The sequence below is a fragment of the Rhodopseudomonas sp. genome, from assembly GCF_036404135.1.
Lineage (GTDB): Bacteria > Pseudomonadota > Alphaproteobacteria > Rhizobiales > Xanthobacteraceae > Rhodopseudomonas_A.
Genome location: NZ_DASWPE010000088.1, coordinates 23,675 through 49,566 on the forward strand (window position 1 = coordinate 23,675; position 25,892 = coordinate 49,566).

24 protein-coding genes and 1 tRNA gene are annotated in these 25,892 nt (G+C 66.3%); 11 read left to right on the forward strand and 14 right to left on the reverse strand.

All coding sequences use genetic code 11. The features are described from left to right. Window positions 1-18: 18 nt before the first annotated feature. Together VGC77_RS09850 and mdcB are read right to left on the reverse strand one after the other, a co-directional pair. Window positions 19-144, reverse strand: a complete 126-nt coding sequence (locus VGC77_RS09850) for a hypothetical protein (protein WP_331171386.1) — start codon at window positions 142-144, stop codon at window positions 19-21. Then, window positions 141-1,055, reverse strand: coding sequence for a triphosphoribosyl-dephospho-CoA synthase MdcB (gene mdcB / locus VGC77_RS09855; RefSeq protein ID WP_331171387.1), 915 nt, complete (start codon window positions 1,053-1,055; stop codon window positions 141-143). The genes VGC77_RS09850 and mdcB overlap by 4 nt, the downstream gene beginning before the upstream one ends. 604 nt (window positions 1,056-1,659) lie before the next feature. On the opposite strand from mdcB, the gene VGC77_RS09860 reads away from it, so the two are divergent. Both VGC77_RS09860 and nhaD read left to right on the forward strand, forming a co-directional pair. Then, entirely contained in the window at window positions 1,660-3,756 is a 2,097-nt protein-coding gene (locus VGC77_RS09860; RefSeq protein WP_414709636.1) for a molybdopterin-containing oxidoreductase family protein, read from the forward strand. A gap of 241 nt (window positions 3,757-3,997) precedes the next feature. Then, a complete protein-coding gene (gene nhaD / locus VGC77_RS09865; protein WP_331171389.1) occupies window positions 3,998-5,278 on the forward strand; it encodes a sodium:proton antiporter NhaD in 1,281 nt (426 codons plus the stop codon). A gap of 35 nt (window positions 5,279-5,313) precedes the next feature. Here the strand turns inward: nhaD and VGC77_RS09870 are convergent, their stop codons facing one another. The 3 genes from VGC77_RS09870 to VGC77_RS09880 are packed head-to-tail and all read right to left on the reverse strand — an operon-like array spanning window position 5,314 to window position 8,397. After that, window positions 5,314-5,778, reverse strand: a complete 465-nt coding sequence (locus tag VGC77_RS09870) for a MaoC/PaaZ C-terminal domain-containing protein (protein WP_331171390.1) — start codon at window positions 5,776-5,778, stop codon at window positions 5,314-5,316. A 4-nt stretch (window positions 5,779-5,782) separates the two neighbouring features. Beyond that, entirely contained in the window at window positions 5,783-6,916 is a 1,134-nt protein-coding gene (locus VGC77_RS09875; RefSeq protein ID WP_331171391.1) for a thiolase family protein, read from the reverse strand. Continuing rightward, window positions 6,913-8,397 (reverse strand): AMP-binding protein, encoded by a 1,485-nt coding sequence (locus VGC77_RS09880; RefSeq protein ID WP_331171392.1) that lies wholly within the window; start codon window positions 8,395-8,397, stop codon window positions 6,913-6,915. Before VGC77_RS09880 ends, VGC77_RS09875 begins: the two co-directional genes overlap by 4 nt. Window positions 8,398-8,764: 367 nt before the next feature. Between VGC77_RS09880 and VGC77_RS09885 the strand changes: the two genes are divergently transcribed. Further along, complete coding sequence (locus tag VGC77_RS09885; RefSeq protein WP_331171393.1) at window positions 8,765-9,532, forward strand: sulfite exporter TauE/SafE family protein; 768 nt, start codon at window positions 8,765-8,767, stop codon at window positions 9,530-9,532. 366 nt (window positions 9,533-9,898) lie between these two features. Here the strand turns inward: VGC77_RS09885 and VGC77_RS09890 are convergent, their stop codons facing one another. From VGC77_RS09890 to VGC77_RS09900, 3 genes are read right to left on the reverse strand one after another with little or no spacing between them, the layout of a single operon-like run. After that, window positions 9,899-10,876 (reverse strand): HEAT repeat domain-containing protein, encoded by a 978-nt coding sequence (locus tag VGC77_RS09890; protein ID WP_331171394.1) that lies wholly within the window; start codon window positions 10,874-10,876, stop codon window positions 9,899-9,901. Between the two features lie 3 nt (window positions 10,877-10,879). After that, a complete protein-coding gene (locus tag VGC77_RS09895) occupies window positions 10,880-11,113 on the reverse strand; it encodes a 4Fe-4S dicluster domain-containing protein (protein WP_184260042.1) in 234 nt (77 codons plus the stop codon). Between the two features lie 32 nt (window positions 11,114-11,145). After that, a complete protein-coding gene (locus tag VGC77_RS09900) occupies window positions 11,146-12,888 on the reverse strand; it encodes a fumarate reductase/succinate dehydrogenase flavoprotein subunit (protein ID WP_331171395.1) in 1,743 nt (580 codons plus the stop codon). 289 nt (window positions 12,889-13,177) lie between these two features. Between VGC77_RS09900 and VGC77_RS09905 the strand changes: the two genes are divergently transcribed. The 5 genes from VGC77_RS09905 to VGC77_RS09925 all read left to right on the forward strand — a co-directional run bounded on the left by VGC77_RS09905 (window position 13,178) and on the right by VGC77_RS09925 (window position 17,799). Beyond that, window positions 13,178-13,498, forward strand: coding sequence for a gamma-butyrobetaine hydroxylase-like domain-containing protein (locus tag VGC77_RS09905; RefSeq protein ID WP_331171396.1), 321 nt, complete (start codon window positions 13,178-13,180; stop codon window positions 13,496-13,498). Between the two features lie 137 nt (window positions 13,499-13,635). After that, window positions 13,636-14,421, forward strand: coding sequence for a Crp/Fnr family transcriptional regulator (locus VGC77_RS09910; protein ID WP_331171397.1), 786 nt, complete (start codon window positions 13,636-13,638; stop codon window positions 14,419-14,421). Between the two features lie 185 nt (window positions 14,422-14,606). Then, the gene (locus VGC77_RS09915; protein WP_414709637.1) at window positions 14,607-16,019 is read left to right on the forward strand and encodes a nitrous oxide reductase accessory protein NosL; all 1,413 of its coding nucleotides are present in this window, start codon (window positions 14,607-14,609) and stop codon (window positions 16,017-16,019) included. 68 nt (window positions 16,020-16,087) lie between these two features. After that, window positions 16,088-16,924, forward strand: coding sequence for an ABC transporter permease (locus tag VGC77_RS09920; RefSeq protein WP_331171399.1), 837 nt, complete (start codon window positions 16,088-16,090; stop codon window positions 16,922-16,924). Then, window positions 16,909-17,799 (forward strand): ABC transporter ATP-binding protein, encoded by an 891-nt coding sequence (locus tag VGC77_RS09925; RefSeq protein ID WP_331171400.1) that lies wholly within the window; start codon window positions 16,909-16,911, stop codon window positions 17,797-17,799. Before VGC77_RS09920 ends, VGC77_RS09925 begins: the two co-directional genes overlap by 16 nt. Window positions 17,800-17,836: 37 nt before the next feature. Here the strand turns inward: VGC77_RS09925 and VGC77_RS09930 are convergent, their stop codons facing one another. Next, a complete protein-coding gene (locus tag VGC77_RS09930; protein WP_331171401.1) occupies window positions 17,837-18,907 on the reverse strand; it encodes a YeiH family protein in 1,071 nt (356 codons plus the stop codon). 87 nt (window positions 18,908-18,994) lie between these two features. On the opposite strand from VGC77_RS09930, the gene VGC77_RS09935 reads away from it, so the two are divergent. After that, window positions 18,995-19,945, forward strand: a complete 951-nt coding sequence (locus VGC77_RS09935; protein ID WP_331171402.1) for a LysR family transcriptional regulator — start codon at window positions 18,995-18,997, stop codon at window positions 19,943-19,945. A 62-nt stretch (window positions 19,946-20,007) separates the two neighbouring features. Here the strand turns inward: VGC77_RS09935 and VGC77_RS09940 are convergent, their stop codons facing one another. The 5 genes from VGC77_RS09940 to mnmA form a co-directional block, all read right to left on the reverse strand. Continuing rightward, a complete protein-coding gene (locus VGC77_RS09940; RefSeq protein ID WP_331171403.1) occupies window positions 20,008-20,241 on the reverse strand; it encodes a hypothetical protein in 234 nt (77 codons plus the stop codon). Between the two features lie 268 nt (window positions 20,242-20,509). Beyond that, a tRNA-Met gene (locus VGC77_RS09945) sits at window positions 20,510-20,586 on the reverse strand. Window positions 20,587-20,688: 102 nt separating this feature from the next. Continuing rightward, window positions 20,689-21,000 (reverse strand): hypothetical protein, encoded by a 312-nt coding sequence (locus VGC77_RS09950; RefSeq protein ID WP_331171404.1) that lies wholly within the window; start codon window positions 20,998-21,000, stop codon window positions 20,689-20,691. Between the two features lie 98 nt (window positions 21,001-21,098). Beyond that, on the reverse strand, window positions 21,099-21,737 hold the full coding sequence (locus VGC77_RS09955; RefSeq protein ID WP_331171405.1) for a class I SAM-dependent methyltransferase: 639 nt from the start codon (window positions 21,735-21,737) through the stop codon (window positions 21,099-21,101). Window positions 21,738-21,755: 18 nt separating this feature from the next. Continuing rightward, the gene (gene mnmA / locus VGC77_RS09960; RefSeq protein WP_331171406.1) at window positions 21,756-22,970 is read right to left on the reverse strand and encodes a tRNA 2-thiouridine(34) synthase MnmA; all 1,215 of its coding nucleotides are present in this window, start codon (window positions 22,968-22,970) and stop codon (window positions 21,756-21,758) included. A gap of 301 nt (window positions 22,971-23,271) precedes the next feature. Between mnmA and VGC77_RS09965 the strand changes: the two genes are divergently transcribed. Both VGC77_RS09965 and VGC77_RS09970 read left to right on the forward strand, forming a co-directional pair. Beyond that, on the forward strand, window positions 23,272-24,837 hold the full coding sequence (locus VGC77_RS09965; protein WP_331171407.1) for a flagellar hook-length control protein FliK: 1,566 nt from the start codon (window positions 23,272-23,274) through the stop codon (window positions 24,835-24,837). Window positions 24,838-24,847: 10 nt separating this feature from the next. Next, window positions 24,848-25,570 carry a flagellar hook assembly protein FlgD gene (locus tag VGC77_RS09970; protein ID WP_331171408.1) on the forward strand — a complete coding sequence of 241 codons (723 nt, stop codon included), beginning with the start codon at window positions 24,848-24,850 and terminating at the stop codon, window positions 25,568-25,570. Window positions 25,571-25,892: the final 322 nt, after the last annotated feature.

Here is a 25,892-nt window from a genome sequence, read left to right on the forward strand (position 1 = left end):
CTGGTCCCCGGTCCTTGATCAGGCGTTTTCGGATTTGTCGGAATCGCTCAGAAGCTTGCTGAGCAGAACGATGACCGCGATCACCGCGTAGGAAATCGCGGCGGTGAGCGCATAGGCCATCAGCGTGTAGACGATGACGTTCATGGGTGGTCTCCATTGACATGAAGGGTTTGGGCGAGAGTTTCGAAGCCGGTCGTCGCCGAAACCGGGAAAGAGCCGCGTTCGATGAGATGCACCGCGATGGTGACCGCGAGCAGATCGGCGGCGCCGCCGGCGCTGATCCGCCGTGCGATACACGCATCGTCGAAGGCATGAATGCACGCGAGGCCGTCGTCGCTGAGCGCGCCGCCGAGATCGCGGATCTGGCGGGCGCGGTCGCGCACGAAGCCGAGCGCATCGGGGCCGCCGCGCCACAGCACGGTGGTATCCTCGGTTTCCGCGATCAGGCTGATCAGGGTGTGCACCAGCGCGCGGTTGAGGCCGTGGCCGGCGTCGAGTGCGGCGCGCAGCGTCGGCAGACCGTGGGTCGCAACGGTCGGGAAACCGGCCTCGACCTCGCCGCGAATGCCGCGCGCGCCGTAGCGGGCGTGCAGCAGCTCGCCGGCGGTCGCCGCAGCGTCGCGCCGCGCGATCAGTTCGCGCTGCACCAGGCCCTGGGTGATCGCGGCGACTTGGGCGAAAATCTGTGTGGCATTCGGCGCCGCTTTGCCATGCTGGGCACGGCCGGCCGCGGCGGCGGTGACGCCGAGCGCGAACAGCGCGCCGCGCTGGGTGTTGACGCCGTTCGAGGCCGCCAACAACAGCGCGTCATATTCGCGCCCGACCGCGCGCACCGCGGGCAGCACCGCCGCGTCTGCGGCGTTCGCAAGGCTGAGGCCGATCGACGCGCAGCGATGAAAGCACGGTGCGATCGCCGCCGACGTCAGCATGAAGGTCTGCTGATCCATGTCGGCATGCGCGCCCATCGAACGCGCGGTCACCAGACCGGGCTTCGGATGAGCGGATACTTCGAGCAGGATGCCGCTGAGGCAGGCCGACCCGATGGTCCAAGCCATCGGCGAAACGCCAGCAGCGAAATAGGGGGTGAAGTCAGCGGCGCGAAGCGGCGAGCAGTCCATGACGACGATCCAGCCCGCCGGTCGCTTCCGAGACATGCGTCTCAAAGGACAAGCGGTCGCGGCACGACGCCTTACGCGGCGCGTACCGTCAGCAGAACACCATCACGGAGTATCTCAAGTCACCTGGCGAAGGCTTCCCGACCAATCGCTTCAACGCTGAAGCCGGAACGGAGGGAAGATGCGTATGTGGTCGAACACGGTTATCTCAGGCTGACGTCCTCGACCTGGACGATCAGTAGCGCGACGTATGTCACTGGGTCCGGATCGCGTCAACAGAACTTTTTACTATCCGGTATTCTACGTAGGCGTTGCAAACGATTGGCGATGCAGGCAAAAATGACAATTCGATAAGATGATTCAGCAATACTCCAGATCATTCCAGAGCCGTTTTGTGCAGCCACGGCCTGCCGCTGCGCCGTGAATTCACCGACGCCAGTCTCTCCGACGAAGCGCTGGCGCGCCAGTCGCAGTTGGCCGGCACGTCGCAGGCGCGCGATTGAACAACCGGCCGCCGCTCTATAGCTTGCTGCGCATGAACCTCATGAGCGCCGCCCTCCCCCGCACCATCAAGACCGGCCGCTCGGTCTGCCCGCACGATTGCCCATCGGCCTGCGCGCTCGAAGTCGAGATGCTGGACGACACCACCATCGGCCGGATTCGCGGCGCCAAAGGGAACTCCTACACGCTGGGCGTGATCTGCGAGAAGGTGGCGCGCTATGCCGAGCGCATCCACCATCCGGATCGCCTGCTGCATCCGTTGCAGCGCGTCGGTCCGAAGGGCAGCGGCGCGTTCGCGCGAATCTCCTGGAGCGAGGCGCTGGATCTCACCGCGGCGGCGTTTCTCAAGGCCGAACGCGACCACGGCGCCGAAAGCGTGTGGCCGTTCTATTTCGCCGGCACCATGGGCCTGGTGATGCGCGACGGCATCGAACGGCTGCGCAATGCCAAGGGCTATTCCGGAATGCACGCGACCTATTGCACGCCGCTGTCCTGGGCCGGCTACTATGCTGGGGTCGGCCGCATCAGCGGCGTCGATCCGCGCGAGATGCAGAAGTCGGATCTCGTCGTGGTGTGGGGCGGCAATCCGGTCAACACCCAGGTCAACGTCATGACCCATATCGGCATCGCCCGCAAAACCCGCGGCGCCAAGCTCGCCTGCGTCGATGTCTATGACACCGGCACGATGAAGCAGGCCGACATCAAGCTGTTGATCCGGCCCGGCACCGACGGCGCGCTGGCCTGCGCGGTGATGCACGTGCTGTTCCGCGACGGCTACGCCGACCGCCTCTATCTGCGGCAATACACCGACTGCCCGGATGAGTTCGAACGCCACCTCAGCGACAAGAGCCCGGAGTGGGCGGCGCAGATCTGCGATATCCCGGCCAGCGACATCGAGGCCTTCGCGGCCTTGATCGGCGCCACGCCGCGGACGTTTTTCCGGATCGGTTACGGCTTCACCCGCTCGCGCAACGGCGCGGCGAACATGCACGCGGTGATTTCGATTCCCGCCGTCACCGGCGCCTGGCGCCACGAAGGCGGCGGCGCGCTGCACACCAACAGCGGCATGTACAATTGGGACAAGACGCTGATCGAGGGCACCGACGCCGACGTGCCGCCCGGCCGCATGCTCGACCAGTCGCGGATCGGCGCGGTGCTGCTCGGCGATCCGCAGGATCTGCAGGGCGGCCCGCCGGTCACCGCGATGCTGGTGCAGAACACCAATCCGGCGTCGGTGGCGCCGGATCAGAACCGGGTGAAACAGGGGCTGGCGCGCGACGACCTGTTTCTCTGCGTGCACGAGCAGTTCATGACCGAGACCGCGCGTTACGCCGACGTGGTGCTGCCGGCCACCATGTTCCTGGAGCACGACGACGTCTATCAGAGCGCCGGCCATCAACACATTCTGTTCGGCCGGCAGTTGCTGCCGCCGCCGGGCGAGTGCCGCAGCAATCACGAGGTCATCGCGGAGCTGGCGCGCCGGGTCGGCGCGGTGCATCGCGGCTTTGCAATGGCGCCGCGCGACATCATCGACGAGACGCTGAAGGCATCGCAGCGGCCGGGCCTCGCGCAGTTCGACGCCGAAAACTGGCTCGACGTGCAACCCGACTTTGCCACCGCGCACAACCTTGCCGGGTTCGGCCATCCGGACGGCAAATTCCACTTCAAGGCGGACTGGCGCCAGGCGGCGGCCCATCTGCGGACCCGGCAGCTCGGTCCCTGGCAGCAATTGCCGATGTTTCCCGATCATTGCCGGCTGCTCGAGGAGGCCACCGCGGACTATCCGTTCCGCCTGACCACCAGCCCGGCGCGCACCTTTCTGAATTCGACCTTCAACCAGACCGCCTCCAGCATGAAGCGCGAAGGCCGCCCGACGCTGCTGGTGCATCCCGACGATCTGGCAAGGCTCGGGCTGGTCAGCGGCGACAAGGTCAAGGTCGGCAGTCCCCGCGGCGTGGTCACGCTGCACTGCCGGTCCCACGACGGACAGCGCCGCGGCGTGCTGATCGCGGAATCGATCTGGCGCAACGACGCCCATGAGGATGGCTGCGGCATCAACACATTGACCGGCGCCGATCAATCCGCGCCGGCCGGCGGCGGCAGCTTCCACGACAACCGGGTCTGGTTGAAGAAGGCTTGACAGCGCGCGGCGGCGCGCGCATTCACCCGCGACCCTCGGCGCCGATGCTTCGCGCCGAGCCACCGATGCATGCAGACATGCTATCTGCCGCCGTGCAATCGCCGCGCGCTTCGCGCAGGGCGTCGGAACCGGCCGCGATCGCGCGCCGCAATGCATCAATCACCGAATTTTGACAATGCAAGTTCCCGCCGGCGAAAATGTCGGCTAAGGCTCTGCGCATCTTGGCGCGGGAGAACCGAACGTGGTTGGCGCGATCGCTAGCATCTTTGTCGTCGCTTACGCAGCCATTGCGCTGGAGCATTCGCTGAAGATCAACAAATCGGCCACGGCGCTGATCGGCGCCGGTTTGCTGTGGTCGGTCTATGCCATCATCAGCGGCGACGCTGCCCTGGTCGCCCGGCAACTCAACGAGTCGGTGTCCTCCACCGCACAGGTGGTGTTCTTCCTGATCGGCGCGATGACCATCGTCGAGGTGATCGATGCGCATAACGGCTTCGAAGTCATTACTTCTCTGATCAAGACCAGAAAGCAGGTTGCGCTGATGTGGCTGATCGGGCTGGTGACGTTCTTTCTCAGCGCGGCGCTCGACAATCTGACGACTACCATCGTGATGATTTCGCTGACCCGGAAGATGCTCGGCAAATCCTCCGACCGGCTGTTCTTCGCGGCGATGATCGTGATCGCCGCGAATGCCGGCGGCGCCTGGTCGGCGATCGGCGACGTCACCACCACGATGCTGTGGATCGGCGGCCAGATCACCCCGCTCGCGATCATGAAGGGCGTGTTCCTGCCGTCACTGGTCAATCTGCTGGTGCCGCTATTGGTGGTGAGCTATCTGCTGCGCGGCCGCGACATCGTCGCGCCGGCGCGCCCGGAAACCGCGCCGGTGCGAAGCAACCGGCTCGAACGCAACGTCAGCTTCTATCTCGGGCTTGCCATCCTGATCGCCGTGCCGGCCTTCAAGAGCATCACCGGGTTGCCTCCGTTCATGGGCATCCTGTTCGGCCTCGGCGTGCTGTGGCTGGTCGGTGAACTCATCAACCGCGACAATGCGTCCGATGACGGGGTGCGGCCGAGCTGGGTCGAAGCCTTGATGCGCATCGACATGAGCTCGATCGTGTTCTTTATCGGCATCCTGCTGGCCGTCGCGACGCTGGAGCACACCCACATTCTCGCCATGCTGGCGAAATGGCTGGAGCTCAATGTCGGCCGGCAGGACGTGATCGTGGTGCTGCTCGGCCTCGCCAGCGCGGTGGTCGACAACGTGCCGCTGGTCGCCGCGTCGATCGGAATGTACAGTCTGGCGGACTACCCGCCCGACAGCTTCCTTTGGGAATTCATCGCCTATTGCGCCGGCACTGGCGGCTCGATCCTGATCATCGGTTCGGCGGCGGGCGTCGCCGCGATGGGCCTCGAGAAAATCGAGTTTATGTGGTACGTGCGGCGGATCAGCGGGCTGGCGCTGCTGGGTTACTTCGCCGGCTGCGCGGTCTATGTGGTTCAATACAGCCTGCTGCATTGAGGCGATCGCCGCTCGGCGCTTGCCGCGAGAAGGCTTCAGCCGCTGGCGTAGAACAGATCGACGAGCGTGGCGGTCAGCGCCGGTTTTCCGCTCTCTGCGAAATTGAGTTCACAGGCGGTCTCAACGCGCACGAAGGCGCGCGTCGGGGTGACCGAGAGAAATCTTGCCTGCAGCAGCAAGGGCACCTCGGTGCCGACCGGATGCCGGAAGCGCACCCGGCGATATTCGGCGACCATGCACATCTCGCAGCGCGCGACGCTGTAGGCCTGCTGCAGCAGCCGCGGCAGCTGCGCGATCAGCAGATTGCCGGGCACGATGGTGCGGCCCGCCGGCAGAACCGCCTTGGCCCGCGCGACGTCGGAATGAATCCATTGCCGGTCGCCGCTGAGCGCGACGAAGCGATCGACGTCGGACTGCGACAGCGCGAAGGATTCGCTCGCAGGCAAGTCCTGGCCGACGAATGCGGCGAGATCAACGGCGCGATCGACCTGAAGCGGCATGCCGCTACTCCGTCCGCAGCAGCACGACGGAGCCGAGTCCGCCCGCCGCTGCGATCGTTGCAAGCCCGGTCGTACCCGATTCCATGGTCTGCAAGTCGTGCCAGCCGCGCACCGCGACGATGGCGCCGGAGGCGCCGATCGGGTGGCCCCGCGCCAGCGCGCCGCCGCCGCGATTGACGCGAAGCGGGTCGATGTCGAAGGCCTGCAGACAACTCATGGCCTGCACGGCGAACGCCTCCATGATTTCGACGACCGCAATCGAGGACACCGCGAGCCCGTCACGACGCAACGCGGTTCGCATCGCTTCGATCGGCGCCAGCGCCGGGCGCTCCGGATCGCCGCCGGTCCGCGCCCCGCCGATGACCCGGACGACGCGGACCGGCGCGCGCACCGCGGCCAGCGCCCGTTCCGACACCACGAGCAGGACGGCAGCCGCATCGGCCTCGACCGCCACCGTCGCCGCGGTCACGCCGTGGCTCGGGCTGCCCGCCAGCACCGGCAACCGGGCGCAAAGCCCGGCGCTGAGACGTCGGGCAAACGGGTCCCTCGTCAGTCCCGCCACGGCAACGCATTCCGCCGCGGCAATGCCGCGCGCCAAAGCCTTGCGGTGGCTGTCGATGGCGAAGGCCTCCTGCGCGGCGCGGCTGATGTCCCACTCTTCCGCCAGCGTCGCGGCGGCCGGAATCATGTCCGGATCGCGCTCCGGCCACGGCGTGAACGGCGGCCGGTCGTAAGGCTGCGCGACCTCGTCGGGACGCAGCGGACGACGCGAACGGATCGGAGAGCGGCTGAAGCTTTCGACGCCGCCGGCGACGATCACGTCCGCCTCGCCGCTCTTGATCCGCGTCGCCGCCAGCAGGATCGCATCGAGCCCGGAGCAACATTGCGTGTCGATGGTGAGCGCCGGCACGCCTGCGGGAATGCCGACCTTGAGCGCCGCCAGCCGCGCCGGATTGCCGCCGCCATACAGCGCGTTGCCGAGAATCACGTCGTCGACCTCGGACGGCGCAAGCCCGGCGTCGTCGAGTACGGCGCCGATCGATGCGGCGGCCAGATCGACCGCCTCGATCCGCGCGAAGGCGCCGCCGCGCGGGGCGACCGCGGTGCGCCGCGCCGCGACCAGGAACGCCGCGCTCATGGCAGCCCCGCGGTGATCGCGCCGGTGATCCAGGCGTGGCGCAGCCTTTCGAAGTCGGTCTTGCCGGACCGCGTCAACGGCCATTCCTCAACGCTCGCATAGACCCGCGGCACCTTGTAGAGCGGCAAGGCCTTGCGCTGGTAAGCGATCAGTTCGGCGCCTGTCACCACCGCATCGGCGTGCAATTGCACCAGCGCGATCAGCCGCTCGCCGCGGCTGCGATCGGGAGCACCGAGCACCGCGGCGGCCGTCACCATCGGGTGCCGCTCGATCACCCGCTCGATCTCCTCGGGGTAGACGTTCTTGCCGGAGGTGACGATCTTGCGGCTGGCGCGGCCGACCAGATGCAGGAAGCCTTGCGGGTCGAGAAAGCCGATATCCCCCACCGAAATGGCTTCACCATGGCGCAGCAGGTCGGCATCGCCGCAGGCGTAGTTCATGAAGAGAAACGGACTTTCGACAAACACATAGCCGGTCTTGCCCTGTGGAATCGGCCGCCCGGCCCTGCTCCGGATCGTCACCACGGCTCCCGAAAAAGAGCGGCCCACCGAGTTCTCCGGCGCGCCTTCGTCGGCTTTCGCAACGGTCATGAAGCCGGTCTCCGACGCGCCGTAGAACTCGGCAAACCGCGCATTGGGAAACAGCCGCTGCAACGGCGCGCGTTCGCCGACCGGCCATTTGGCGCCCGACGACAGAATCCAGCGCATCGAGCCGAGCACCGCGTCGCCGGCCGCTTTCACCGTCAACTGCAACTGCGTCGGCACGCCATACAGCACCGTGGCGCGCTCGGCTTCGATCAGGCGCACCACCGCCTCGGGCCTGAACCGCCGGCAAAGGATCACCCGGGCGCCGGCGTTGAGCCCATGCACCAGGGCATACAGAAACAGCGAATGGGTCAGCGTTCCCGGCGCGACAATCACGTCGTCCGCATTGATTCCGAATTCCACCGCGTCGTGGCGCGAGCTTTCGGTCCAGGAGTGATGGTGACGGCGATAGCCTTTGGGAATGCCGGTCGATCCGGAGGTGAAGCCGACATAGAACGGCAGCAGCGCATCGGGCTCGGTACATGCGGGCGCGGCCGTCACGACGCCGAGCGAGGACGCGACCTGCAAGAACGGGATCGTCGGATCCGCGAGGATCACGGCGTTGCCGCCGCTGAGGCCGGCGTCGAAACTGACCAGCAGGTCGGGCGATAGCCGCGCCTTTATCGCGCGGGTCATCTCGATCGGCCAGTCCGGATCGAACACCTGGGCTTCCCGTCCTGCGCGCGCGACCGCGAGAAACAATAGCGCCAGCGCCGGGCCGGTCGGCAGATGCAGCGCCACGCTGCCGCCCGCCGGGGCTGCGGCGACAATGAACCCCGCCAGCCGGTTGATCTCGTGATCGAGAAGCCGCCAGCAGATCCGCTCGTCCTCGAACACCAGCGCGTCGCGCTCCGGCGTGCGCGCGGCGTATTGCGACAGCGCCGCGGTGATGCTCACCCGCGCGGCCCACACGCGGCGGCCTTGCGCCGCTCCGCGGTCGACGGCGCCTTTGGCCCGCGCGCGCCATGCAACCAACCGCCGTGAAAGACACCCATCCGCGCTCACCTGTCCGTTCAGGGAATCCGACCACGATCGCGCCGGCAAGTCCAGACGATTTGCCGTTGCCGCGAGTTCCGACCGCGCGGCCGGCCGCGGATCGAGACCGCCGGGCGGGCGCCATGACCCAAGCGAAACGACCGGCGTGTGAGCGCAACAGGGCGCGCTCTTCGGTTGTGAGACGACAATTAGTTGCTCCCAATTGCCGGCAATCTCCGCAACATGCTGCTGGAAACGGTCGACCGGCGACCGCCGGACGGCACTGCCCATGTTCGATGTTGTCGATGCGCGCCAATTGGCGATGATCCTGATGGCTGGGGTGTTCGGAGGGTTCGTCCGCGGCTATTCCGGATTTGGCTTCGCCTTGGCGTCGATGCCGGTTCTCACCCTGGCGCTGTCGCCGAGCGTCGCGGTGCCGGCGGTGTTTCCGCTGGAATTCGCCATCGGGCTGCTGACGCTGCCGGTGGAGCGCACGCATGTCGATCTCGGGGTGCTGAAATGGCTGGCGCTCGGCGCGGTGGTCGGCACGCCGCTGGGCATGACCGTGCTGGCGCTGGTCCCCGCCGAGATCATGCGGCTGGTGCTTGGCCTCGCGGTGGCGGTGGCGGTGGTGCGGGCCTGGCGCGGCGAAACCACCGCGATGGCGCAGAGCCGGGCGAAACTAACCAGCATCGGCTTTCTGTCCGGATGCCTGAATGGCGGCACCGCGATGAGCGGGCCGCCGGTGATCGTGTCGCTGCTCTCAAGCAACATGCCGGTGCTCGAAGCCCGCGCCACGCTGATCGCCTTCATCGCGATGAGCGCCGGCTTCGGCATGCTGCTGTCGGCATCGCACGGCGGATATTCCCGCGAGATCTGGTGGATCAGCCTGGCGATGGCGCCGGCCGCCGCGCTCGGCTGCGGCCTCGGCGTGTTGGCGTTCAAGCACGTTCCGAAACGCTTCTATCACCCGGCATCGCTGTCGCTGCTGGCCGCCGCGATGAGCCTCGCCATCGTCACTGCCAGTTTGGCGGTCCTTCACAAGCTCACGCTGTGACAAATGATCCGCCGTGACGAGGACCAACCTGCATGACGTTGTCCGCGCTCGACTTCAGCTTCGCATCGACACCCGGCAACCGCACCTCGCCAACGCAAGAAGGCGTAGGGCGCCGGGGTTGCCGAGATCGACACCATCGGCGTCTATAGCGTTTTCGAGCGAAGTGGATCCCGGTTCGCGTGAAGAAAACGCGTCAAAATAAGAATCTAGAGCTCCGGTTCTGATTCTATCAGAACCGGAATAGCTCTAGGCGGGAGACCTACAACATCTTGGTGACGCAGGACTATCTCACCAACGACGCCGTTGCTGTTGCGTGGATCCCGCCATTGCGCGCGCATTGCCCGTGGTCGGCGCGCGCGCCCGCGGTCAGCTCGCGGTCGCGCTGCTCGCGGCAACAATCCGCTGCATCGCCCAGCGCGCGTTCTTGCGCACTTCGGGATCGGCGTCGTCGAGGATCGGCACCAGATATTTGCGGCCCTCGGGCGAGGCGATCTCGCCGAGCGCGGCGGCGCTTTCCTTGCGCAGATTGGCCTGCGGGTGCGAGACGCAGCCGCCGATCGGCGCCACCGCCTTCGCCACCTTCATCTTGCCGAGGCTGCGCACCGCCTTCAGCCGCACCTGCCAGAATTCGTCGGCCAAGGCCTTGATCAAGGCATCCGCCGCCTGCAGACCGTTGGCGTTGCTGCCGAGCGTTTCGGCGGCGATCTCGCGCACCGTCCAGTCGCTGTCGGCGAGCGCGCGGGTGATCGATTCCGCCGCCGGCTTCAGATGCGAAAACGCCAGCGCGCTCACCGCGGCGCGGCGGACATGAGGATCGGGGTCGGCGATCGCAGCCGTCAACGCCGGAATCGATGCTTCCAGCTTCAGAAAGCCGATCACCCCGATCGCCTGCACCCGCACCGAAGCATCGACGTCGCGCAGCGCATCGAGCGCGGGCTTCAGCGAATCCTTGCGGCGCAATTCCTTCAGCGCCCGCAGCGCCGCCATCCGCACGAAGGCGTGGGAATGCGCAACCAGCGGCAGGATCGGATCGCCACTTAAGGGATCTTTCAGTTCGGCCATCGCGTCGGCCGCGGCATTGCCGACCGCCTGCTCCGGATCGACCACCAGCTTGGCCAAGGCCGCCGCCGCGGTGGGGCCGTCGAATTCGCCGAGCGCGAGCGCGACCTGCTGGCGCACGCCGGGATCGGGATCGGCGGTCATGCGGTCGAGGTGAACCACCGCGCCGGGATCGCCGGAATTCGCCAACGCGATGATCGCCACGCGGCGCTCGCCGGGGTCGGCGGCATTGAGCCGATCGTCGATGTCATCGAGATCGTCGTAGGATTCAAACGGGTCCGCCATGGCTCACCTCAAGAGATAGGGGATGTTGACGGTGACGGCGCCGGTCGGGCAATCCGCTTCGCAGGGCATGCAGTACCAGCATTCGTCATAGGCCATGAAGGCCTTGCCGGTGAGGTCACTGATCCGCAGTACGTCGAGCGGGCAGACGTCGACGCAGACGGTGCAGCCCTTGTCGGCGATGCATTTGGCGTCGTCGACCACCACCGGGACCGAGGTTTCGTAACTGGCGAGCGGCATCGTTCAACTCCTGCTGGAGAATTTTGGAAACGTCAGGCGGAGGCGCGGATGCGCTGCTTGTCGTAGAGATCCTTCTCGTCATCGGCGATCGGCACGATATAGGGCTCCACCGCGCGCTTCTCGCTCGTCATCCGGCCGTTCTTCTTGCTCAAAAGCGTGTGGCAGAACCAGTTGGCGTCGTCCTTCTCCGGATAGTCGGTGCGCAGGTGATAGAGCCCCCAGCGGCTTTCGGTGCGGTACAGCGAGGCATGCGCCGCCATGTCGGCGCAATCGACGATCGACTGGGTCTCCAGCGCGCGCAGCAATTCATGGGAATTGCGCGCGATCATCCGGTTCTCCATATCGTCGCGGACTTCGGCGAGCCGGCGCTGGCCGAGCTCGAATTTGCGCGTCACCTTCGGCGGCTGCAGATAATCGTTCACCAGGCGGCGCGCCTTGTATTCGATCTGGTTCGGCGGCACGCCGTCCTCGCGCCTGGTCGGCGCCATCACCCGATCGCGCTCGCGCGCGACGTCGGCTACGTCGAACTCGGCGAAATCGCTGTTGTCGGCGAACTCCATTGCATGCGTGCCGGCCACGGCGCCGTTGGTGAAGGCGCCGAGCATGTAGTTGTGCGGCACGCTGGCCATGTCGCCGGCGGCGTAGAGGCCGGAAATCGTGGTGCGGGCGAATTCGTCGACGAACACGCCCGACGCGCTGTGCCCGGAACAGAAGCCGATCTCCGAGATGTGCATCTCGATCGGCTGCTCGCGATAATTGGTGCTGCGGCCTTCGTGAAACAGCCCGCGCGTCGGCCGCTCGACCTTGTGCAGCGTGGCCTCGATTTCACTGATGGTGTCGTCGTGCAGATGGTTGAGCTGCAGGAACACCGGGCCCTTGCCGGACTGCAGCTCGTTGTAGAATTCCAGCATCATTTGGCCGGACCAGTAGTCGCACTCGATGAAGCGCGCGCCCTCGTTGTTGGCGGTGAAGGCGCCGTAGGGGCCAGCGACATAGGCGCAGGCCGGGCCGTTATAGTCCTTGATCAACGGATTGATCTGGAAGCATTCGAGGTTCGCCAGCGCAGCACCTGCGTGATAGGCCATCGCGTAGCCGTCGCCGGAATTCGCGGCGTTCTCATAGGTGCCGAACATGTAGCCCGAGGTCGGTAGCCCGAGCCGGCCGGCGGCGCCCATGCACAGGATCACCGCCTTGGCCTTGATGACGAGAATCTCCGCGGTGCGGGTGTTGACGCTGATCGCGCCGGCGATGCGGCCGTCGCGGCTGGTCAACAGCCGGGTTGCCATATAGCGATTCGAGATCAGGATGCGGGCGCGGCGCAATTGCCGGTAGAGCGCCTTCTTCACGGTCTCGCCGTTCGGCATCGGCAGCACATAGGTGCCGATGTGATGCACCTTCTTCACCGCGTAGTCGCCGTTCTCGTTCTTCAGGAAACGGATGCCGAAGGAGTCCAGTTCCTCGATGATCGCGTAGCACTGCTCGGCGTATTTGTAGACCGCCTTCTGATCGACGATGCCGTCATTGGCGATGGTGATTTCCTTGGTGTATTGCTCCGGCGTGGCGTAGCCGGGGATCACCGCGTTGTTCAGCCCGTCCATGCCCATCGAGATCGCGCCGGAGCGCTTGACGTTGGCTTTCTCCAGCAGCACCACATTGGCCTTGGGGTTCTTCAGCTTGGCCTTCAGCGCCGCCATCGGCCCCGCGGTGCCGCCGCCGATCACCAGCACGTCGCACGACACTTCGGACAGGCCGTCGAGAATTTCGTCCATCGCCATCGCTCATTCCCTCGCAGGTTCGCAGCAATTTCCATTCCACCGCGGTGAACATGGACTTTTGTCAGAATAGGCCGCGGGCTCAACCGCGATAGCAATTAGTTGTCACGCGCTCCGCATTGCCGAGCGCGCCGCCCCACTCCCGTCATTCCGGGGCGCGCGCGGCGAAGCCGCACGCGAACCCGGAATCTTGCGCCAAGTGCGGGTGGCGGGCGCTATCGCGCGCGTCGGGCAACAAATTGCTGTAGGTTCCCGTCGAGCGATGCTTCGCTGCACGATCGGAGGAGCCGCGATGTCCGTCACCACGTCCGCGTTGATCAGCAAGCCCGTGGCGCCGACCGCGATCGCGGTCAGCGAGCGTCTCGATCGGCTCGAGCTGACCATGGCGCAAGGCGAACGGCTGGCATTGCCGGCGCCGCGGCTGCGCGCCAACTGCAAATGCGCGCATTGTCTCAGGGCGCGGATCGACGGCGTGTTCCCGGCGACGTTCGACGGCATCGCCATCACCAGCGTGACGCCGGTCGGCGCTTACGCCGTCAACATCGGCTTTTCCGACGGCCACGCCCGCGGCATCTATCCGTGGGCCTATCTGCTGCAATTGACCGCCGCCTGACGCGCGCGCGCTCCGCCGCAGCAACAGGCCGCGCGTTGCCAGGGAACTCGGGCCTCTCCACACGAGGCCAGCGGCAACTCGACTTGGCACAAGGCTTGCTGCGCATTTAGACAAATAATAAAACAGCGGAGCGCGGGATGCAGAGCTATGCGGCAGGCAAGGCGACATCAAGCCAAGCACTGAAGCCACCCCACCTCCCGACGCCCTCGGCCGCGCATTCCCTGCTCTTGACTGAAAGCGCGCGTTCGCTGGGCGGCCCGCCGTCGCTGTTCGACGCGCTGACGCCGCGCGACCGCGAAGTGGTGCTGCGCCATGGCCGCCGCAAGGTGCTGTATCGCGGCAACACGCTGTTCAATCAGGGCGCCAAGCACGACGGCATCTATCTGATCGAAACCGGACGGATCCGGGTGTTTTACACCGCGCCGTCGGGCCGCGAGATCACCCTGGCCTATTGGCATCCCGGCAATTTCGTCGGCGGCCCGGAGGTGTTCGGCAGCGGCGTGCATCAATGGTCGGGCGTCGCCACCAACAATTCCAACGTGCTGCAACTGCCCGGCCGGGATCTGCGCGCGCTGGTGGTCGAGGTTCCCAATCTGGCGATCGGACTGATCGAAGGCCTCACCTTCAAGGGCAAATGCTATTCGGCGCTGGCGCAAATGCTCGGCACCCGTTCGATCACCGAACGGCTGGCGCATCTGCTGCTGCATCTGGCGCAGCTCTATGGCGTCGAGGATGCCGACGGCGTGCTGATCGGCGCCGCCTTCACCCACGCCGATCTCGCCCACATGGTCGGCGCCACCCGGCAATGGGTCACGATCAGCCTGAAACGCATGCAGGACAAGGGCATCGTCGCCACCCGCCGCTCGCAACTCGTGGTGATCAGGCCGGACCTGTTGCAGGAGATGAAGGGCCTCGGCGACTGACCTGCCCAGAGTTACGGCGCTCACCATGCAAATTGCTCAAGCCCTGGGCAGCGCGGCTTTCACGGCAACTAATCGACCGCTTCGGCGTGACGGAGTTTGCGCCGCTCATCATCTCGACGAAGGATCATGAAACGGGACCGCAAACCCGGGCGCATCGAACACCGAGAGGGTCTGCAATGGGTCGCATGTCGAAATATCGCGTTCTGTCCGCCGCCGTCACCGCCGCGGCCGTGGCCTGCGCAGGTTCCGCCGGCGCGCAGACCACCGTGACGATCGGGATCGGCACCCAGGACACCACCACCAACACCGCCACCACCGGCACCATCATCCGCCAGCTGCATCTGCTGGAAAAATATCTGCCGACCGACGGCAAATACGCCACCATCAAGTTCGAACTGGAGTGGCAGAACTTCACCTCCGGTCCGCCGGTCACCAACGGCATGATGGCGAACAAGCTGCAGTTCGGCATGATGGGCGACTACCCGCTGGTGGTGAACGGCTTCACCTTCGAGAGCAATCCGGAAAGCAAGAGCCGGCTGATCGCGGTGTCCGCCTATAGCCTCGACGGTTCCGGAAATGGCCTCGTCGTCCATAAGGATTCGCCGTACTACGAACTGTCGGACCTCAAGGGCAAGCTGGTCAGCGTGCCGTTCGGCTCCGCCGCGCACGGCATGGTGCTGAAGGCGATGCAGGACCGCCATTGGCCGGCGGATTACTTCCAGCTGGTGAGCCAGAGCCCGGAAGTCGGCTCCACCAATTTGCAGGAGAAGAAGATCGACGGCCACGCCGATTTCGTGCCGTTCGCCGAACTGCTGCCGTTCCGCGGCTATGCGCGCAAGATCTTCGACGGCGTCGAGACCAACCTGCCGACCTGGCACGGCGTGGTGGCGCGCACCGACTTCGCCGAAAAATATCCCGAGGTGGTGGTCGCCTATCTGAAGGCGGTGATCGCCGCCAACGCCTGGCTGCGCGCCGACCCGGTGCAGGCCGCGGAAAAGATCCAGGACTGGACCGGCATCAACAAGGAAGTGGTCTACATCTTCCTCGGCCCCGGCGGCAACATGACCACCGATCCGACCATCAAGCCGCAACTGATCGAGGCCGCCGCCACCGACGTCAAGGTGCTGCAGAATCTCGGCCGGATGAAAGACTTCGATCCGCACAAATGGGTCGACGACAGCTATCTGCGCAAGGCCTATGCCGAGTTGAAGCTCGACTATGACGCCGAACTGAACAGCACCAGGAACTACGAGATCGCCGGCGAGGACACCTTCTGCAAGAAGCCGATCGGCGATCCGCGCAAGGCCGGCGAGGTCTGGGTCGAAGGCGAGGGCATCCAGCCGTTCTCCAGCGCGGCCTGCACGCTCGGCGCCTATGCCGAGCGCAAGGCCAAGGGCAAGACGATCAACGTCGCCTATGTGTTCGACACCACCCGCGGCATCAAGCTGTTCGCCGATCAGGCCTATTTCGTCGCCGGCGACAACAACGAGTTGGCGCCGTTCCTGTTGAAGAAGGATGCCGAGGCCTACGCCGCCAAGCTCGGCGGCAAGGTGCTGAGCTTCGACGACGCCCTGAAATCAGCGATCAGCGGAGGTTGATCGTGGAGGGCGCAGCGCTTCGACGCGAATTTGCTCCGCGGAGCCCGGAGCCGGGACAACCGCCGACATTGCCGGCGGCGCCGCCCATAGCGCCGCCGCGGCCGTGGGCGCTCTATGCCGGGCGCTGGCTGCGGCTGCATCGCGACGGGCTGCGCGCCACCGCGGTCGGCACCGTGGCGTTGGCGTTGTTCCTGCTGTCCTGGCACTTGCTCACCAGCTACCGCGTGGTGTTCTTCGTACGTTTCACCAACGTGCCCTCGCCCGCCGCGGTCTATGACAGCCTGACCCGGGCGATGCACGATTCCAAATTCCTGCTGCACGTGCTGTTGAGCTGCCGCCGCATCGTGATCGGCTTCTCGCTGGCGGCGCTGCTCGCGGTGCCGCTCGGGCTGGTGATGGGCCGGTTCAAGCTGATCCACGAGGTGCTGTTTCCGATCACCGAGATCCTGCGCCCGATCCCGGCGATCGCCTGGGTGCCGATGGCGATCATGCTGTGGCCGACCAATGAGCAGAGCATCGTGTTCATCACCTTCCTCGGCTCGTTCTTTCCGATCCTGGTCAACACATTGCACGGCATGTCGCTGGTCGATCCGGTGCTGGTGCGGGCCTCGCAATGTCTCGGCGCCCGCGAACTGTCGATCTTCCGCGAGGTGTATTTCCCGGCCTCGCTGCCGCACATCTTCACCGGCCTCACCGTCGGCATGGGGGTGGCCTGGGTGTCTCTGATCGCCGCCGAGATGATCTCCGGCCAATACGGCATCGGTTACTACACCTGGGAGGCCTACTCGCTGGTGCAATACGCCGATATCGCGCTGGGAATGATCTGCATCGGCGTGCTCGGGCTCGGCTCCAGCACGTTGATCCGCGGGCTCGGACGCCTCGTCATGCCATGGAGCAGAAAGTGAGCGCCGACATGCTGAACGAAACCCCCGGCAAGGGACGCGTCGAGGTCCGCAATTTCGGACTGAGCTATGAAACGCTGGACGGCCCGATGCAGGCGGTGTGCGACGCCTCGATCCACGTCAATCCCGGCGAGTTCGTCTCGATCGTCGGGCCGTCCGGCTGCGGCAAATCCACTTTGCTCAACGCCGTCGCCGGCTTTCTGAAGCCGACCACCGGCACCGTCAGCGTCGACGACGTGGTGGTCGATGGCCCCAGCGCCGAGCGCGGCATGGTGTTTCAGCAATATTCGCTGTTTCCCTGGAAGACGGTGAAGGGCAACGTCGAATTCGGCATGAAGATGAAGCATCTCGACAAGTCGAGCCGCGATCGCGCGGCGCGCACGCTGCTCGGCATCACCGGCCTCACCGCGTTCGAGAACAAATATCCGGACAGCCTGTCCGGCGGCATGAAGCAGCGCGTCGGCATCGTGCGGGCGCTGGCCACCGGCCCCAAGGTGCTGCTGTGCGACGAGCCGTTCGGCGCGCTCGACGCCCAGACCCGGGTGATCATGCAGCAGATCCTCACCAACATGTGGCAGCGGCTGAAGATCTCGGTGCTGTTCGTCACCCACGATATCGACGAGGCGATCTTCCTGTCCGACCGGGTGTATTGCATGACCGCGCGGCCCGGCAGCATCAAGGCCGAGATCGTGATTCCGCTGGAGCGGCCGCGGCAGCAGTCGATGATGATGTCGTCGGAATTTCTGGCGCTGCGCCGCGGGTTGATGGCGTTGATCCGCGAGGAGAGCATCAAGGCGATGGGCGGCGAAATCAGCGACCTCGCGCTGGAAGGTCTCAGCATCGACATGCACGGACAGAGTTTCGCCGACGTGGTCTGAGCGCTGCGACGTGGGCGGCCGGCGCTGCCAGCAAGGCTCAGGAAAACTGCCGCGCGATCGCCACGCTGATCCCCAACAACAGCAGCAGCGACAGCGTCACCGCGGCGGTCACCCGGCTGCCGACCCGCCGGATCACCCGCACGTCGACGCCGAGGCCGAGCGCCGCCATCGACACGATGGTCAGCACCGACGCGGTGCTCAGCAGCGGCGCCACCACCTCGTTGGGAATGATCGCAAACGAGCGCAATGCAGCCAGCAGCAGGAAGCCGACGATGAACCACGGCACGATCTGCAGCGGGCCGAAGCGATGCACCTTGACCGGCGCGTCGGCGCTGGCGCGCAGCTTGCGCCCGAACAGCGAGAAGCCGACCACGATCGGCCCGAGCGTGAGCACCCGCATCAGCTTGACCAGGGTGCCGATCTGGGTGGCGACCAGACCGGCCGGAACCGTCGCCGCGAGCACCTGCGGCACCGCATAGACCGTGAGCCCGGCGAGAATGCCGTATTGATTGGGCGACAGCCCGAGCAACGGAATCAACAGCGGCAGCCCCAGCACCATCATCACCCCGAGGATCGCGGTGAACGAAATCGACGAGGCGATATCGTCGCCATGGGCGCCGATCACCGGCGCCACCGCGGCGATCGCCGAATTGCCGCACACCGAATTGCCGCAGGCGATCAGGATCGACAGCCGCACCGGCAATCCCATCAGGCGGCTGATGCCGTAACTGGCGGCGAGAATGAAGCCGACGGTGGCGACGATGGCGGCCAGCAGCGACAGCCCGGAGGCGGCGATCGCGGCAAAGCTGATCGAGACGCCGAGCAGCGTCACCGCGACTTCGAGCAACTGTTTGGCGCTGAACGCGATCCCGGCGCGCCACCGCGGACCGGGCTCCCAGGCGGTGCGGATCGCCATCCCGAGCAGGATCGCGATCACCAGCGCCTCGACATAAGGATGCGCGAAGACCCGCTGTTCCAGGAGCTGCGCGCCGAGCGCGACCGCCGTGACCGCCAGGCTGAGCGCGATGCCGGGCCACAGCGCCTTGAGCCGCGCGGCGCCGGCGCGCCATGCCGCGGGTCGCGCCGCGGAGTCGTTTGGGGCCGTCATGCAATCTCCTACGCTTGGAGAAGATTATGCGCTAAGAGACGGCTTTAATGGAAATACCTTTTACGTTTAGGCCCATATGGAGAAGTTATGCCACTCAACCTCCATCTGCTTCGGATGTTCGCGACGGTGGTTCGGTCCGGCAGCTTCTCCCGCGCCGCCGAGGCGCTGCACGTCAGCCAGCCGGCGATCTCCAAGGGCGTCAGGGATTTTGAACTGCAGCTCGGCTGCCGTCTGCTCGACCGGGCCCCCAAAGGCGTGCGCCCGACCCGCGAAGGCCAAGCGCTGATGCGCCACGCCGAAGCGCTGTTCGCGACCGAACGCGCTGCGGAAGAAGAAATGCGTTCGCTGCGCAGCCTCGAGCAAGGCTCGCTGCGGATCGGGGCCAGCACCACCATCGCCTCCTACATGATCGCGGACTATCTCGGCGCGTTTCACCGCGCCCATCGCAATGTCGACCTGCACATCGTCAGCGCCAACACCCGCGAAATCGCCGATCTGATGCTGGGCCACGAGATCGATATCGCCCTGGTCGAGGGGCCGGTGTCCGACGACGAGCTGGTCGCGGCCCCGTGGCGGACCGACGTCATGGAATTGATCGTCGGCCCGCAGCATCGGTTCGTCACGGCGACGGCGCCGATTGATGCCGCGGCGCTGGCCGATGAAACGCTGATCGTGCGCGAACCAGGCTCGGGCTCGCGCGCGATCGTGCTGCGCGCGCTGCAACGGCACGGCATCGAGCCGCGGCGCACGCTGCAGATCGGCAGTACCGAGGCGATCAAGCAGGCGGTGACGGCGGGGCTCGGAATCGCGATCGTCTCGGCCGCGGCGACCCACGATCAGATCGCGCAGCAGCATTTGAAAAGCATCGCGATTCGCGGGCTCAGCATTGATCGGCAGCTCTGGCAGCTGCGGATCGCGGGCCGGCTCGACGCGCCGGCGGCGGTGGCTTTCGATCAGTTGCTGAATGCGCCGCAGCCGCTCGGCGCGGCGGCGGCCGGTTATAGCGTTTTCGAGCGAAGTGGGTCCCGGCTCGCGTGAAGAAAATGCGTCAAAATAACAAACTGGAGCTCTGGTTCTGATCTATCAGAACCGGAATAGCTCTAGGCGCCGAACACCGTTCTGATGGCGCTCGCGAACTCGGCGAAGCTCGCGGCGAAATCCGGATTGAAGAACGCAGCGCGCGCCGCCACGATCGCAACCAGCAGCGCCCAGAACAGGCCGGCACCGGCGCGGGTCAGCCAGCGCGAGGCCTGGCCCTGCTCGCTCGGCAGGCGTGGTTCGGCGTATTCCACCGGCTCGCCGAAGGCGTCGAATTGGGCGGGTGTCACGGGCATCTGCGGCGCATCCACGGACTGAAGCGATCGCTCCATATGTCGCGGCTTGGCCCTGGAAATCAAAGGAACGGTCGGCCGAAATTCAGCGCCGTTGCAGAGCTTTCTTCTCCAATTTGCGGGCTGGATGGCAAAATCTCCCCAAGCTGCGCGCAGCCGGCGCACCGGCCTTGGCTTCGCGCCGCCACGGCCCCCGATCTTGCTCGTTGCTGATATGCGAACGCGCTGCCGGGAGCAGGACCGCACAGGCTTCGGAAGTTTGGGGAAATTTTGGTAGCGGGAGAGGGACTCGAACCCCCGACCCCAGGATTATGATTCCCGTGCTCTAACCAGCTGAGCTACCCCGCCACGCGCGTCGGCGTCCGAACCATCGGCTCGGACCGCGAACGCGCGGCATATAAGGAGGCGGCCGACGGCCTGTCAAGCAGGCTGCCGGGCGCTGCGTCAGGATCATTTCGGCCGCACGCTCGGATCGCCGCCGGGACTGCCCGGGGGCGGAATCACCGGGGTATTGCCGACCTGTGGCGTCGGCGCGCGAATTTCCGGATCGACCCCGGCGGGCGGGCACAGCACGCCGTCGGAGCGGGCGAGTTTGTCGCCCAATGGCTCGCGGCCCTGGCCGGTGGTGGCATCGGGCGTGGTGATGCTGCCTTGTTCGGGCGCGGTGCGGCTCGGCGCGCAATTGCCCGAGCCGGACGGTTGCGACGCTGCGGGGGCGACCTGCGCCGGCGCGGCCGCCGGCGGCGCTTGCGCGATGGCCATGCCGGGAGCCAGCATCACAGCGCAGACCAGAACTGGGAGCCGAAGGTTTTGCATCCCAACAGAACCGACAACGCGCGCCGATGTTCCTTCGCGCCGCGTTACGCCTTGCGATAGCGGATCAGCGAGAAATGCCCCATCGGCGGCATCGGCCGTCGTTCCGCGAGGCTGACGCCGCCGTGCCGTGCCGCCCAGTTGACCAAACGGGCCCACGGGAACTCGGGACGCCAGCCGAGCCGGCGCGCCAGCGGCGCGAACGCCAACTCGAACACTTTGCGCGGCCCGCTTTCGGCGCCGATGTGGTTGACCAGGATCAACTCGCCGCCGGGCTTCAGCACCCGGACGAAGTCATCGAGCGTGGCTTCCGGGTCGGGCACCGCGGTGATGACATATTGCGCCACCACGGCGTCGAAGAAGCCGTCGGGAAACGCCAGATTTTTCGCATCCATCACGCCCAGCACGTCGACATTGCTGAGCTTCAGCGCGCGCACCCGCTCCTGCGCCTTGCGCAGCATCGGCTCGGAAATGTCGACGCCGCACAATCGCGTGGTCGGCGAATAGTCCGACAGCGACAGCCCGGTGCCGACGCCGACGTCGAGCACCCGGCCACCGATCGCATCGGCCACCGCGATGGTCGATTGCCGGCCGGAATGAAACACCTTGCCGAACACCAGATCGTAAATCGGCGCCCAGCGCGCATACGCCTTCGCGACGCCGGCGCGGTCGATATCGTTCCCCATGTGCTGCCCCGATTGATGCTATCCGCGCGCGCCCGCCACCTGCGGCCGCGAAGCTGGCGCTTCGCGCAACGCGCTATTCCCCGCGGTTCTCGGCGCGGCGCTCTTGATGAAGCCGCCGCCGAGCACGCGGGCCTGTCCGGCCGGCGCGTCGTAGAACACGCAAGCCTGCCCGGGAGAGACGCCGTCTTCTCCCGCCACCAGTTCGACCTGATAGCCACCGTCCTGCGCGCGCAGCCAGGCCGGCTGCGGCCGGCGCGTCGAGCGCACCCGCACGAACAATTCCAGGCCGTCGCCGACCGCAAGGTCAAGCGAGCTGTCGCCGATCCAGTTGATGTCGCGCAGCACGATGCGGTCCATCCGCAGCGCTTCGCGCGGGCCGACCACGACACGCCGCGTCGACGGCTCGAGCCGCAGCACGTAGAGCGGCGCCGAGGCGGCGATACCGAGGCCGCGGCGCTGGCCGACGGTGAAATGCACGATACCTTGATGCTTGCCGAGCACCCGGCCATCGAGGTCGACGATCTCGCCGGGCTCCATCGCGTTCGGCTTCAGCCGTCCCACCACGTCGGTGTAGCGGCCGGTCGGGACGAAGCAGATGTCCTGGCTGTCGTGCTTGTCGGCCACCGACAGACCGAATTGCCGCGCCAATTCGCGGGTCTGCGGCTTGGTCATGTCGCCGAGCGGAAACCGCAGATAATCGAGCTGATCGCGCGTGGTGGCGAACAGGAAATAGCTCTGGTCGCGATCGGCGTCGGAGGCGCAGACCAGCGCGCGCGAGCCGTCCGGCAGCCTTCGCGACGACACGTAGTGTCCGGTCGCGAGCGCAGAGGCGCCGAGTTCGCGCGCGGTCGACAACAGATCGCGAAACTTGATCGAGCGGTTGCATTCGATGCACGGCACCGGCGTCTCGCCGGTGGCGTAGCTGGTGGCGAAACTGTCGATCACCGATTCCCGGAACCGGCTCTCGTAATCCAGCACGTAATGCGGAATACCGATCCGCTCGGCCACCGCGCGGGCGTCGTGGATGTCCTGGCCGGCGCAGCAGGCGCCCTTGCGATGGATTGCGGCGCCATGGTCGTAGAGTTGCAGCGTGATGCCGACGACGTCGTAGCCTTCCGACTTCAACAGCGCGGCCGTGGTCGAGGAATCCACGCCGCCCGACATCGCGACGACGACTCGGGTATCCTGCGGGCGACCTTCGAGATCGAGACTGTTGAGCATTGCTGCGGTCATTCTGCGATTGCGGCGCCGGCGCCGAACCAGCGCGCGGAGGCCAAGTTCGAGCGTCGAAAGCCAAGCCTTTAATATAGGCCGCTTCCTTGCGAGGCAATCGCCGACGCGGTTTTGCCGCGCCGGATCGCCTGAACAGCAAGTCTTAAACGGCAAGTCTTGCCGGGTGGCAGCAAGGATCGCCCCAGTGGAGCTCCCGGCGGCGGCCGTGGCACGGAATATTGCATTGATATTGCTGGATATTTTTCACAGATTAGGTTGGCGCGGTCCTTGCTGAGTAAGACGCGGAACTACCGCAAAGGTCATGCCTGTGCTCAGCGTCACATCGGACACCGTCAGCTCTTCCACGCCCGACACGCGGTCGAATCCGCGTCAGGAGCGTTCCGCGCCCGCCGAAAGCTTCGCCGCGCTGGTCGACAGTAGCAGCGCGGCGGACCGCGCCGACTCCCGTCAGAGCACGATCGACCAGGCCGCCGCGCAGCGGCGCAGCGACGATCGCTCGTCCAGCAGCGAGCCTCCGGCGCGCAACACCGCGCCGACGGATAATGCCGACCGCGCGCAGGATCGCCGCGACGACGCCCGGCAATCCGCCGACGCCGCCGACAAGCGCGCCGACGCCAACGACGCCCGCGGCAATGCCGACGCCTCCGCCCCCAGCAAATCAAAGCCGAAGAGCGACAAGCCGGCCGGCAAAGACGCCAGCTCGCACGGCAAGACATCCACCGACGGCGCAACCGCCGACACCGCCACCGCCGCCGCCGCGGTGCAGGCCGATCCCGCCCCCGTGCTGGTTGCGGCGGGAATCGTCGTCCCGGTCAACGTCGCAACCACCGCCGACGGCTCCGCCGCAGCGACGGCTCCGGCGGCCAGCGCCACCGCCGCCAGCGCAACGGCGGCCGCCCTGCTCGCATTGCAGAGCGGTGCGGCGCAGACCGACACCAGCGGCAGCGGCGCAACCGCGACCGACGCCGCCGCCACCACCACAACCCCGGCGATGACCGCGGCGGTCGCCGCTGCGGCCACCGCGACATCCGGCAAATCCGCCGCCAAGCCGGCCCAGCCGGGCGGCGGCGCCGACGTCACCACCGCCGCGACAACCGACGCCTCCGAGGCGACAGCCGCCGCGGCCGCGACGCCCAAGAGCGGCACCGCGGCGACCAGCCAGGCGTCGACCTCCCCATCCGACAAGACCAAGCACGCCGAGGCCAAGCCGGCCGCGACCGACGGCGACGCCGCCGCCACCGCCACCGCCACCGCCACCGCCACGACCACCGCGGATCCGGCGCCGGCGCCAGGCCGTCACCACGCCGATCCGGGCGCCGCGCAGCCGCAAGCCGCGACGCCGGATCAGACCGCGATCTTGCCGCAGCAAGCCCAGCTCCCGGCGGCCAGCGCCCAGATTCCGGCGGCGCAGTTGACCGCGACGCTGGCCACCAACGCCCCGGTCCCGATGGATCGGCTGGCGGTGGAAATCGCCGCCACCGCGCAGAGCGGCAACAGCCGCTTCGAAATCCGGCTCGACCCCGCCGAACTCGGCCGCATCGACGTGCGGATCGACGTCGACCGCCAGGGCCAGGTCACCTCGCATCTCACCGTCGAGAAGCCCGAGACGCTGGCGATGCTGCGCAACGACGCCCCGCAATTGCAGCGCGCGCTCGACGATGCCGGCCTGAAGACCGGCGACAGCGGCCTGCAATTCAGCCTGCGCGACCAGTCCTCCGGCCAGAACAACAGCAACGGCGGCAATGAGCGCGGCGGCAATTATCAGCGGCTGCTGATCGGCGAAGACGACAGCGTCGCGGCCGCGGCGGTGGGACGAAGCTATGGACGCATGCTGGGATCAACCACCGGCGTAGATATCAGGGTCTAGGGAGAGCACCATGGCGATCGACGCAACAATGCCCGGCACGATCGTGTCGGCCCCGGCGGCGCAATCCTCCTCCAGCAGCAGCACCGCGACCACCAGCACGACGCCCGGCATCGCCGACAATTTCCAGACCTTTCTGACGCTGCTGACCACGCAGCTGCAGAACCAGAATCCGCTGGATCCGCTGGACACCAACCAGTTCACTCAACAGCTGGTGCAATTCGCCGGCGTCGAGCAGCAGCTGAAATCCAACAGCCAGCTGGAATCGCTGGTCAAGCTGCAAACCACCGCGCAGGCTACCCAGGCGCTGAATTTCGTCGGCGCCACCGCGGTGGTCGACGGCAGCACCACGGCGCTGACCAAGAGCGTGGCGGCCTGGGGCATCAACGTGCCGACGTCCTCGACGATCACCGTCAACATCAAGAATTCGGCCGGCCAGACCGTGTACTCCGGCGACTTCAAGATGGCCAAGGGCGATCACCAGAGCTTCGTCTGGGACGGCAAGGGCAGCGACGGCGCGCAATGGCCGGACGGCAAATACACCATCTCGGCGGTCGGCAAGGATGCCGACGGCAAGGCGGTCGCGGTGTCCACCGAAATTCAGGGCACGGTGGACTCCGCCGACCTGTCGCAAACGCCGCCGATGCTGTCGATCGGCGGGCAGTCCTTCACGGTGGATCAGATTCGCAAGGTGGTGCTACCGGCGATGCTGCCGACCACCTCGACCGGCAGCTGATCCTAAGAGTCTGAGCGAAAGAGCAGCCGGCAAAATCAGTTGTTTTCGTCATTGCGAGCCGAGGGCGGCGCGGAGCGCCGGCCGAACAGCGAAGCAATCCGGGGCTTTTTGGGTGACCCTGGATTGCTTCGTCGCAACAGCTCCTCGCAATGACGCGTTTTGATTCTAGCAGAACCGGAATAGCTCTAGCTGTGAGCTTTCAATAGGTTGTCCATCCGATCCAGACCGAGGAGACTGAGGTTGCGAAGCTTCAGGGATCCAAGGAGGACCGGATGAACATCCACAAGAATGCCCGTTTGACGCCGATTGGTCGAGAGCGGTT